General features: G+C 63.1%; 12 protein-coding genes. 1 reads left to right on the forward strand and 11 read right to left on the reverse strand.

All coding sequences use genetic code 11. From position 1 onward, the window contains the following. Window positions 1–2 precede the first annotated feature (2 nt). Both AC6CDK_RS05680 and AC6CDK_RS05685 read right to left on the reverse strand, forming a co-directional pair. Window positions 3–353, reverse strand: a complete 351-nt coding sequence (locus AC6CDK_RS05680) for a YtxH domain-containing protein (protein WP_039645666.1) — start codon at window positions 351–353, stop codon at window positions 3–5. 83 nt (window positions 354–436) lie between these two features. Further along, window positions 437–1,237 carry a tetratricopeptide repeat protein gene (locus AC6CDK_RS05685; RefSeq protein WP_039645668.1) on the reverse strand — a complete coding sequence of 267 codons (801 nt, stop codon included), beginning with the start codon at window positions 1,235–1,237 and terminating at the stop codon, window positions 437–439. A 168-nt stretch (window positions 1,238–1,405) separates the two neighbouring features. Here AC6CDK_RS05685 and ptsP point away from each other — a divergent pair, with 168 nt between their 5' ends. Then, a complete protein-coding gene (gene ptsP / locus AC6CDK_RS05690; protein ID WP_039645670.1) occupies window positions 1,406–3,751 on the forward strand; it encodes a phosphoenolpyruvate--protein phosphotransferase in 2,346 nt (781 codons plus the stop codon). A gap of 8 nt (window positions 3,752–3,759) precedes the next feature. Here the strand turns inward: ptsP and AC6CDK_RS05695 are convergent, their stop codons facing one another. The 9 genes from AC6CDK_RS05695 to asnS all read right to left on the reverse strand — a co-directional run. After that, a complete protein-coding gene (locus AC6CDK_RS05695) occupies window positions 3,760–4,923 on the reverse strand; it encodes an ABC transporter permease (RefSeq protein WP_039645672.1) in 1,164 nt (387 codons plus the stop codon). Next, window positions 4,923–6,080 (reverse strand): ABC transporter permease, encoded by a 1,158-nt coding sequence (locus tag AC6CDK_RS05700; RefSeq protein ID WP_039645674.1) that lies wholly within the window; start codon window positions 6,078–6,080, stop codon window positions 4,923–4,925. Before AC6CDK_RS05700 ends, AC6CDK_RS05695 begins: the two co-directional genes overlap by 1 nt. 3 nt (window positions 6,081–6,083) lie before the next feature. Continuing rightward, complete coding sequence (locus AC6CDK_RS05705) at window positions 6,084–6,779, reverse strand: ABC transporter ATP-binding protein (protein WP_039645675.1); 696 nt, start codon at window positions 6,777–6,779, stop codon at window positions 6,084–6,086. After that, complete coding sequence (locus AC6CDK_RS05710; protein WP_192905986.1) at window positions 6,780–7,994, reverse strand: efflux RND transporter periplasmic adaptor subunit; 1,215 nt, start codon at window positions 7,992–7,994, stop codon at window positions 6,780–6,782. A 78-nt stretch (window positions 7,995–8,072) separates the two neighbouring features. Beyond that, window positions 8,073–8,486: a cupredoxin domain-containing protein gene (locus tag AC6CDK_RS05715; protein WP_039645679.1), complete on the reverse strand. Its 414-nt coding sequence runs from the start codon at window positions 8,484–8,486 to the stop codon at window positions 8,073–8,075. Window positions 8,487–8,498: 12 nt separating this feature from the next. Further along, window positions 8,499–9,002 carry a type 1 glutamine amidotransferase domain-containing protein gene (locus AC6CDK_RS05720; protein WP_039645680.1) on the reverse strand — a complete coding sequence of 168 codons (504 nt, stop codon included), beginning with the start codon at window positions 9,000–9,002 and terminating at the stop codon, window positions 8,499–8,501. A gap of 106 nt (window positions 9,003–9,108) precedes the next feature. After that, on the reverse strand, window positions 9,109–9,687 hold the full coding sequence (locus AC6CDK_RS05725; protein ID WP_039645682.1) for a superoxide dismutase: 579 nt from the start codon (window positions 9,685–9,687) through the stop codon (window positions 9,109–9,111). Between the two features lie 145 nt (window positions 9,688–9,832). Continuing rightward, entirely contained in the window at window positions 9,833–10,114 is a 282-nt protein-coding gene (locus tag AC6CDK_RS05730) for a DUF503 domain-containing protein (protein ID WP_039645684.1), read from the reverse strand. 34 nt (window positions 10,115–10,148) lie between these two features. After that, window positions 10,149–11,316, reverse strand: a 1,168-nt coding sequence (asnS, locus tag AC6CDK_RS05735) for an asparagine--tRNA ligase (RefSeq protein WP_496639768.1), incomplete at its 5' end; no start/stop codon positions are given.

Genomic DNA, 11,316 nt, shown 5'->3' on the forward strand with positions numbered 1-11,316 from the left:
GCTCAACCCAGCATCTTCGCCAGCCGGGTCCGCTCCTTCTCCAGGCGATCCTTGCCATCCTCAAACGCCTTGAGCAGGTCTTTCTTCACGTCCTGGGTAATGTCCTTACCCCGCTCCAGAATCTCCTGGGTCCGGTCATTCAGGGAATCGACCACGTCCGAAACCTTGTCGGTGAAATCCTCCACCATCTCCTCGGCCTCGTTCCTGGCGCGCCGAACGTACTTTTTGATATCCCGGCGGGTCTTCTTGCCCGATTGGGGAGCAAAGAGAAGCGCCGCTCCCGCACCCAGGATGCCTCCCGCAATGAGCATGAGCGCTCCGACCACCACGGTGTTGTTCTTTTCTTCCGACATGACCTGATCCCTCCTTTCGTTCATTCATCGCTACTTAAATGGTACCGCACATTGCGGCGATTCAAAGAAGGAATGGCAAAAAATCAGGGTTTGCCGGCCACCTCGGCCCGCAGCCCCTCCAGCACGGCCTTGACCTCGTCCACGGTCTCGCGGGCCTGGGGAGATTTCTCCTTTTTCAGATAGAGCTCCAGATACCTGATGGCGTCCTTTACCCGCTCGTCGTCCATGCAGAGGCTGCCGAGGGTGAGATAGGACATGGTGAAGTCGGGATCGAGCCTGACCGCTTCGAGGCACTCCTTCTCGGCCTCCTCGATCTCGCCGAGATCGTAGTAGAGCTCGCCCAGGTTGAAATGGGCCGCCGCATCGGTTGGATCGAGCTCGATCCCCTTGCGGAAGGCGTCTATGGACTTTTCCCGCTCACCGAGCCCGTACCAGGCATCACCCAGGCCATTGTACGCGAAGACATTGGCCGGATCGATCTCCAGGGCCTTTTCAAACGACTCGATCGCCTTGCTGGTCTCTTCCAGGGCGTTGTAGACGAGGCCGATGTTGACATGGCCGTCGGCGTTGCGGGGGTCGAGTTCCACAGCGCGCCGGTAGGCGGCCAGGGCGGCCTCGTGCTCTCCCAACTCCAGACAGATGTCGCCAAGGGCGATCTGGGCATCCACGTCTTCCGGGGCCAGGGCGAGCCCCTTCTCGTACTGCTGGCGGGCTTCTGTGAGCTTGCCCTCTTCCATAAGGGCCTCTCCCAGGTAAAAGTAGCCTTCGGGGTCATCGGGAGCCCTTTCCACACAGGTCCTGAACAGCGCTTCGGCAGCGGCGAAATCGCCCCCTTCGGCAAGGCTGATCCCTTTTGCCAGCAGTTCATTGTTCGTTTCGGTCATGCTCTCACCCCCCGGATAGCGTCATACGTCGCGGCACACTATAGCAGAAAGAATCGAACGTTGCCACCTTTCAGCCCATTTCCGGGTTCCGGGGCGTTAAACGTGCTTTCCTTTCGGGTCGTTCATGGAATATAATGAGCGGACTTTACGTCGAGGGCACTGCACACCATGGCCGACGAACGACTCGAAGCGACCGGACTGCGCATTCTGGAGGACATAAGCGCCCTCATCCTCCATTCCCACGATCTCCAGGAAACCCTGGACAACATCGTGCAGATGGTTGCCAAGCGGATCGGCACCGACGTCTGCTCCATCTACCTGCTGGAGCAGGACGGCGAAACCCTGCGCCTGGCCGCGACCCGCGGACTCTCCAAGAGCTCCGTGGGACGGATCACCATGAAGATCTCCGAGGGGCTCTCGGGGCTCGTGGTGCAGCAAGAGGGGATCGTCGCCACCGACAATGCCCCCCTTCACCCCCGCTACAAGTATTTTCCCGAGACCAAGGAGGAGCGCTTCAACTCATTCCTCGGCATGCCCTTGCTCCATCGGGGGACCCCCATCGGCGTAATCGTCATCCAGACCAGGGAGCAGCGGACCTTCCACCAGGAAGAGGTCAGCACACTCTCCACCATTGCCTACCAGATCACGAGCATTGTCATCAACGCCAAGCTCCTGGACTCCATCCGCCGCAATGAGGAAGAGCGGGACCGACTGGAGCGGGAGCTGGAAAAACTCAAATCCATCGGCGCGCCAACGGGAAAGACACGCAAGGCCCGCGGCAGGGAGCGCCGCTCGCTGCACCTGATGGGGACTCCCGTTTCCTCGGGTTTCTCCGTGGGCAAGGTGGCGGTCATCGATCATTCGGTGGCCGACGGCATGGAAGTGGCCACGGTGCGTCCCACCAGCGAGGAGCGCCGCCGCTTTCTCATGGCCCTGGAAAAGGCCCGGATCGAAACGATCTATATGGAGAAGCGGGTGGCCGAGACCCTCTCCAAAGAGGATGCCGCCATCTTCCACACCCACCTGATGATCCTGGAGGATCGGGGTTTCATCGCCCGGGTCATGGATTTTATCGAGCAGGATTACGGCGCGGTGCGGTCGGTGAACGAGGCGGTTGCCCACTACGTGAACGCCTTTTCCCAGATGGAAGACCCCTACCTCCGGGAACGCTCCGCCGACATGGAAGACATCCGCCGCAGGATCATCTCGTGCCTGGACGGCTCGTGCAAGCCCGTTCCCAAGCTCCGGGAACGGCGCATCATCGTGGCCCGCGAAATACTCCCCTCCGACATGGCCACCCTTGACCACGACAAGATTCTCGGCATTGTGACCGAAAGAGGGGACGTGAACTCCCATGCGGCGATCATGGCCAAGTCCCTCGGCATCCCGGCGGTGGTGGGGGTGGGCGGAGCGTTGCAGAACCTCGGGCTCAAGGATGAGGTGATCGTGGACGGCAGCTCGGGGCATGTCTACATCAACCCCAGCGCCAAGGTCAAAGAGGAGTATGCACGGCTGGAGGCCGACTTCAGCGTCAGACTGCGCGAGCTGGAAGAACTGCGGGACGTGCCCGCAGTGACCCTGGACGGCGAACAGGTCTGGCTGCGGGCCAACATCGGCCTGCTGAGCGACATCAGGATCGCCCAGGCCAACGGCGCCGAAGGGGTCGGACTCTACCGGACCGAGTTCCCCTACATGACCCGTTCGGCCTTTCCCTCCCGGGACGCCCTGTTCAGCCTCTACCGACGCGTCCTGGAGGGGTTCTCGCCCAATCCGGTCACCATCCGGACCCTGGACATCGGCGGCGACAAGACCCTCCCCTATTTCCCCATGCCCAAGGAAGACAATCCGTTCATGGGATGGCGCTCCATCCGCGTATCCCTGGAGCGGGAGGATATCTTCCGGGTCCAGTTGGCAGGGATCCTGCTGGCATCGGCCCACGGGAAAATCAAGCTCATGTTCCCCATGGTGTCGAGCATCGGCGAGATCTGGCAGATCAAAAAGATCATGAACGAGGTGCGTAGCGAGCTTAGCCGCGAGGGGGTGCCCTTCGACCAGAACCTCGAGCTGGGCATCATGGTGGAACTGCCGGCCGCGGTGCAGACGGCCCACATCCTGATCCGGGAGGTGGATTTCTTCAGCATCGGCACTAACGACCTGATCCAGTACACCATGGCGGCCGACCGGAACAATCCCAAGGTGAGCCGCTACTACGATCCCTACCAGCCGGCGGTGCTCCACTCCATCAAGCGCGTGGTCGACACGGCAACGGCTGCGGGCAAGCCGGTTTCCATCTGCGGCGAGATGGCGGCCGACCCCATCAATGCAGTGCTCCTGTTCGGCATGGGCATCAGGGAATTCAGCCTCTCGGCCCCCTCCATCCCGGTGGTGAAACAGACCATCCGCGCCCTTTCCAGCACCATGGCCGAAGAAGTGGCGCGGGAAGTCCTGGCCCTGGAGAGCTCCGGCGCGGTCAGGGCCTATCTGCTCGACGCGCGGACGCGGCTCGGCCTCTGAGCCCCCTTTCAGCTCGCCCGCAGGGCGTCCACGATGTTCATCCGCGCTGCCCGGAACGCCGGGAGCAGCCCCCCCACGAACCCCATGACCAGGGAAAACACCAGCGACGCGCCGATGATGCGGGGGGTAAGGGTAAAGCTGAACGCCAGCTCCGAAAAGGTCTGCCAGTTCATGGTTGAGATGGTCACCAGTTGCATGAACGAGGCGAAAAAGATCCCCACCACCCCGCCCAGAAGTCCCAGAAACAGCGCCTCCAGGATGAACGCCCCCAGAATGCTCCGCCGCTGGAAACCGAGGGCGCGCAACGTACCGATCTCGGTGATCCGGTTGGCCACGGCGGCATACATGGTGATCATGGCGCCGATGACCGCGCCCAGTGAAAAAATTACCGTGAGGGTCACACCCAGGATGTTCAGGAACGTGGCCATGGCTTCCGACTGGTCGGCATAGAAGCGGATCTCGCGCTTCGCCTCCACGGTGAGGCGCGGGTCCGCCTCCAACCTGGCCTTGACGCGATCGAACTCGGCGGCATCCCTGAGTTTGAAGATGACCGACGAGTAGACCGGGCGCCGGAAGGCTTGCATCAACTGATCCACGTCCCCCCATATCTCCGAGGAAAAACCCGTGTTGCCGGCATCGAAGATACCCACCACGGTCCAATCCCGCATGCCGAAGCGCAGGGTTTCGCCGATCCCTCCCCCCTGGAACCGCTTGGCAATGCTCGCCCCGGCGATGATCTCCGCCGAGCCGGGCCGGGGCATCCGACCCTCCCTAAGCTTCACCTGGGGTCTCAGCAGGAGCGAGGGCGCGCCGATGCCCCGGATCACCACGTTGGACGGCTTTCCCGTGCCCCGTTTCGGCAGGCTGATGAGCACCACAAGTTCCTTGGCCACCAGTCGCTGCCCCTCCGCCATGGCCACCTCGGGCTGGGTTTCCACGATGGCCGCCTGGGAGCGGTCAACCCCGCTCTGAACCTCCGTCTGGGCGGACTTGCGGATCACCACCACGTTGTCCCACGAGCCGGTGTCCACCAGGGTCTTGCGCAGGCCCTCGGAGAGCATGAGAGTCGCCGCGAACACGAAGACCACCAGCGCCATGCCCGATGCCGTCAGCACGGTAGTGAGGCGCCGGGTCCAGAGATTGCGCAGGCTGTAAGAGTAAGGGATTCCCACTATCCGATTCTCCTGAGACCCTCGGCGATACGGATGGTCACCCCGCGCCAGGTGGGGAAGATGCCGGCCACCGCCCCCACGATGAAGGCTGCCGCCAGGTCCATGCAGATGGTGGACGGCGCCACCGTGAACACGGGAAAAAACTGGGACAGCTCGGTTTCGATCCAGCGGGCCGCGGGAAAGGTGAGAATCACCCCGGTCACTCCGCCCGCCATGGCGATGACGAGCGATTCGCCGAAGATCACTCCCGCGATGTGGAATCCGCCGAAACCGAGGGTCTTGAGGGTGGCGTACTCGGGAATCCGCTCCCGGGCCGTCATGGCCATGGTGTTTGCCGCCACGACCATGATGATGACGATTACCACGTAGGAAACGATCTGAATGGCGATGACGATGGCCTCGGTCATGGACACGAAGCTCATCTGGAATGCCCGTTCCGTCTCGGTCAGGGTCTCGGCCAGGGAATTCCTGAAGGTGGCATCCACGGCCAGGGAGACCTCCGCCGCCTGATCAGGCTTTTTCAGCTCGATGATGTAATACCCCGCCTGATCGGCCCGCCGGGGTACCGTCCGCCGTATGACCTCGTTCAGGTAGTCCCAGTGGAAGAAGAACTGGGTCTCATCGGTGCTCTTGGCTGCCCCATGGTAGATGCCCCGGACAACGAATTCCCACTGTCCGGGGAAGATGGTCCCCCGGAGCGTCACCTGATCCCCCACCTTCCAGCCGAAACGCTCGGCGGTCTTGGCTCCCACCATGGCTCCCTTCCGGTCCAGGAGGAAGGACTTCATCTCCACGGGGTCGACCCGGTACTCCGGGTACATGGCCAGGAAACTGCGTGGCTCCACGGCAAAACTGGGGAAAAAATTCTTCTCTTCCTTGTAGATGCCGCCGAACCAGTTGCCCCAGGACACGTCGCGAACCCCCGGCACCTGGCGGATCCGGTCCTTGTAGGAAATGGGGAGGGGGAAAACGAGAGAGATGGAGTTGCGCGTAATGAGACGGGAGGCAGAGGACGCCTCAACCCCCGCGTACCAGAGGTCCACCAGGGTCCGCAACAGGCCGAAGGCCACAATGGCGATGGCAACCCCCACGATGGTAAGCCCGGTCCGGAGCTTGTGGCGAAAGGCGTTGCGGATGAGGAGCTTGATGATGAACATCGGCTAGCCGGCCCCGTCGGTCAGTTCACCCTTCTCCAGGTGGAGGAGCCGGTGGGCCTGCTCTGCGGCCCGGGGATCGTGGGTAACCATGATGATGGTCTTGCCGAACCCTGACACCAGGCGTTCCATGAGGGTCAGCACCTCTCCCGCCGAAACCCGGTCCAGGTCGCCGGTGGGCTCGTCGGCCACGAGGATGTCCGGATCGGTCACCATGGCCCGGGCGATGGCCACCCGCTGCTGCTGCCCCCCCGAGAGCTGGGAGGGATAGTGATCCATCCGGTCGGCGAGCCCCACCAGCGAGAGGACGGTTGCCACGTGCTCGCGCCGCTGCCGTCGGGAAAGCCCCGTGAGAAGCAGCGGCAACTCCACGTTCTCGAAGGCCGTCAGCACCGGAATCAGGTTGTAGAACTGGAAGATGAACCCCACGTGCGCGGCCCGCCAGGAGGCCAGTGCGGCCTCGGAGAGGGTCGTGATCTCCACGCCGCCGATGGTGATGGTCCCCGCGTCGGCCTTGTCGATCCCCGCAACCAGGTTCAGGAGCGTGCTCTTCCCCGAACCGGACGGTCCCATGAGCGCCAGGAACTCCCCGGCCGCGATGTCCAGGGTAATGTCCTGGAGTACCGGGATCAGTTGCGCCCCCCGGCGGTAGGACTTGGAAAGATTGCGGATGGCGACGATGGGTTCCCGCGCTTCGCTCATCTACTTTTCCGCCGTTTTGACGCGGGCGCCGTCCTTGAGCTTGTCCAGGGGCTTGACAACAATCCTGTCCCCGGCCTTGGCGCCGGAGACAACCTCCACCATGTCTCCCTGGCGGGCGCCGAGGGTCACGGGCACGGCGGTCACCCGGTCCCCCTTCAGGACGAAGAGGACCGTGCGGCCGTCCCGATCGGCCACAGCGGCGGGATTCACGGCGGTCTTCGGCTTCTCTTCCCCCGCGGCCACGGGCCGTTCCAGAAATGCCACTTTGGCGCTCATCTCGGGGAGGATACGGGGATCAAGTTTCTCAAAGCGGACCTTCACCAGGACTGTCGCTTTGGAGCGATCAGCCGTGGGGACGATCATGTGGACGAAGCCCCGGAAGCGCTCATCCGGCAGGGAGTCGAGCTGGATCTCGCACGGCTGTCCCTCCTTGACCTTGGCCAGGTTGGATTCCGAGACGTCCGCCTCCACCTGGAGCGATGCCAGGTCGGCGATGCTGACCACGGCGGCCTTGGCGTCGGCCGCGGCCCCGATGGGGGTGACGATGTCGCCCACATCCGCATTCTTGGTCAGAACCACGGCATCGAAGGGAGCGCGGATGAGGGAATATTCCAGGTTCACCTCCGCCCCCCGCAGGGCAGCCGAGGCGGCCCGGATGGACGATTCGGCGGCGGTCACCGCGGCCCGGGCCCGGAGGAAGCGGGCCTCTGCCGCGTCAAAGTCGGCCTTTGCCACGATTCCCTCGCGCACGAGCTGCTTCTGCCGCTCGTATGCCTGGCTGGCATCGGTCAGCTCGGCCCGGGCCTGATCCAGGCTCGCCCGGGCCGTGCCCAGGTTGGCGGCCGCCTGGTCCCGGCCGGCAGCGGCATCGTCGCTCTCCAGCCGGGCCAGCACATCTCCTTTGCGGACCCTGCTCCCCTCCTCCACGCCGAGCCAGACCAGCCGGCCAGTGAGCTTCGCAGCCACGGCCGCCTTGCGCTGGGCCACTACGTATCCGCTGGCGTTAAGCAGGGTAAAGGTCTGGGACGGGTAAACCTGGGTCACGGTGCCGGTTTCAACGGTCACGGCCGGCGTGAGAACGCCGGTGGCGAACAGGACCAGCAGCAGCGCAAGGGCAACGGCCGCCGCGATCCAGTAGAGGGGCCTGCGCCGGGCCGCGGGCCGGAATGCCGCTCCCTTGTCGATTTTCAGCTTCTGCAGATCCTCATGACCCATGGCATTGGCTCCGGACGGAGAAAGTGGCTGCCGGGCGCGGGGCCGGCGCGTCGCATCACCATACCACCGGTCGGCAATCTACTCAACCACCTCGATCACTCCTTCCATTCCCTTTTCACGATGGCTGGCGAAGAAGAGAAGCTTCTTATCGCAGTACATGGGATAGACCCCGACCTTGGTGGGCGTGAAGCGGACCATCTGCGCCTCCTTTTTCAGGTCGATGCGAAAATCCATACCCGCTTCCGGGGCCTTTACGATCAGGTCGTGGGGAACGAAGCGGGAGTCGTTGACCGCCGTGATCTCCACCGGCACATTCACCTTGACGATGATATGGTTGGGCCGGTAGTAGTACTCGCCCCCGACTATCCGCACCCGCTGCACGCCATCGTCTCCGATGGTTGCGCGGAATTCCACCGTTTCACCCGCACCGTTACCCAGGGCCGGCACCACGCCCATGCAAAAGACCATGACAACCGGGAGCAGTCGCTTCATGTCGCTACGCCCCTATCCCTTCAGCTTTTTCATGATCTCCCGCATGAACGCCGGGAGATCCGCCGGCTCACGGGAGGTGATCAGATTGCCGTCCACCACCACTTCACTGTCCTCGTAGAGGGCGCCCGCGCTGCGCAGCTCATCGGCCACCGACTGGTAGCAGGTGGCGCGCCTGCCCGACAGGAGCCCGGCACTGACCAGCGTCTGGGGACCGTGACAGATGGCGGCCACCGGCTTGGCATGGGCAAAGAAACTCCGGCAGATCTCCAGGGCCGCCGGCTCCCGCCTCACGGCAGCGGGAGCCTTTCCCCCCGGCAGGATGAGGATGGTGTAGTCGTCGGCAGCAACCTCGGCAAGCGCCAGGTCAGCCGTCACCCCATAGCCGTGCTTGCCCGTGATGGTCCCCCGGACCGGGGCCGCGATCCGGGCCGCAATCCCCTCTTCCAGAAGCCGGTAGTAGGGGACGAGAAGTTCCGAATCCTCGAACTGGTCGGCACTGATGATGAGTCCTTTCATGGCTGTCACCTCCTGTGGCCCCGCCACGGCGGGGCGGCACGCTCCCTGTCGCATGAAGAAAAAAGGGGGCGCCGTGAGCGCCCCCTCTGTCGGGTCTGAACGAATGTTACTTCAACCGGGCCTCGGCAGCCTTCCAGTCGATGTTCTTGAAGAATGCCTCGATGTAGTCGGGACGCTTGAGGCCGTAGTCGAGCATGAACGCATGCTCGAAGACATCCATGATCAGGATGGGGGTACAGCCGGCGGGATGGGCAACGTCGTGCTCATTGACCCAGAAGTTGATGAGCTTGCCGGTGGCCGAATCCTGGTAGAGCACCGCCCAGCCGATGCCCCTCATGGCGCCGGTGGCCCGGAAATCCTTCTCCCACGCCTCATAGCTGCCGAAGTCGGCGGCGATCTTCGCGGCCAGTTTGCCGGCTTGGTCGATGGAGCCATTGCCCCCGAGGTTCTCGAAATAGATCTCGTGGAGCCGCATGCCGTTGAACTCCCATCCCAAGCGCCGCTTCAGCTCTGCATACTCGGGAGTGGCAGTGGCACCGTCGGCGAGCATCTTGGCGAGGATGTCGAGAACCTTGTTCGTATTGGTCACATACCCCTGGTAGAGGGTGAAATGGTTCTTCAGGAGAGCCTCGCTGAATCCCGCCATCCCGATCAGTTTCGAATAGTCTTTTGCTTCATAGGCCATGGTTGCTTCCTCCTTGACAGGTCTTGATTGGATCACATGCCGCCGGGCATGGTCTCAACCTTACCATGATTCCGGAAAAGGTCAACCAAAAAAGATAAATATGATCTTTTTTGTCTGCTCCACATCAACGGGCCGTCCGATTGGGTCAACGCTCCTCGAACTCGGCCGCGACAATGGTCACGTCGGGGCGCTCCTCGGCGATACGGTCCTCCAGGCGTTCCAGAAGATGCCGGCCGGGAGACCGGTCGGCCGTGACCGTTGCGAAGGCGAGCACCGACTCGTCCGGGACGTCCTGGAGGTCCACCTCGGCGGTGGACACGTTGAAATCCTGCCGCGCCCGGGCCAGGATGCTCTTGACGATCCCCCGCTTCCCCTTGAGGGAATGGCTCGGCAGGTGGAGATGGAGGCAGAGCGAATGAACGAACATGGTGCATGCTCCGGAAAGTGAGGTGCCGGAATCCTTAAAACTCCGCGTGACGAGGGGTACGGGGGAACGGGATCACGTCGCGGATATTCTCCATTCCGGTCAGGTACATGATGAGCCGCTCGAAACCGAGGCCGAAGCCGGCATGGGGGGTGGAGCCCCAGCGGCGGGAGTCCAGGTACCACCAGAGGCTCTCGGGAGCGATGCCGCTCTCGCGCATGCGGATTTCCAGAAGATCGCACCGCTCCTCACGCTGGCTGCCGCCGATGATTTCGCCCACCTTGGGCACCAGCAGATCCATGGCTGCCACGGTTCTGCCGTCGTCATTCAGGCGCATGTAGAATGCCTTGATCTCCCGGGGATAGTTGACCACGAAGACCGGCCCGCCCACCACCTGCTCAGTCAGGTAACGCTCATGCTCGGTCTGGAGGTCGAGCCCCCACTCGACCGGGTACTCGAAGGGGACTGCTGCCCGCTTCAGGTGCTCGATGGCCTCGCCGTACTCCATCATGGCAAAGGACGAACCGGCAACCTGCCTTACCCGGGCGAGCAGCCCCCGGTCCACGTGCTCGTTGAAAAAGGCCATGTCCTCGGCGCAGTTGGCCAGTACGTGGCGACACAGGTACCGGAAGAAATCCTCGGCCAGCGCGGCATCGTCCCTCAGGTCGGCAAAGGCCATTTCAGGCTCGATCATCCAGAATTCGGCGGCATGGCGGGGAGTGTTGGAATTTTCAGCCCTGAAGGTAGGTCCGAAGGTGTAGATGTCGGAAAAAGCCTGGGCAAAGAGCTCGCCCTCAAGCTGACCGCTGACGGTGAGGCCCGCCTGGGCCGCGAAGAAATCCTGGCTGAAATCGACCGCGCCGTCTGCCATGGGTGGGGCCGACGGATCGAGCGTGGTGACCCGGAACAGTTCGCCCGCCCCTTCGCAGTCACTGGTGGTGATGATGGGGGTATGGACGTAGAGAAAGCCCCGCTCGGCAAAGAAGCGGTGGACCGCCTGGGCCAGCGACGAGCGGATGCGGAACACCGCGCCAAAGGTGTTGGAGCGGGGACGCAGGTGGGCAATGGTCCGCAGGTACTCGAAGGTGTGGCGCTTTTTCTGCAGGGGATATTGTTCGTCGGCGCTGCCGATCACGGTCACCTCCGCCGCGTGGAGCTCCACGGCCTGCCCCGCGGCCGGCGACTCGGCAACGAGCCCCCGGACC

It is taken from the genome of Geobacter sp. PheSNFMC (assembly GCF_059620965.1).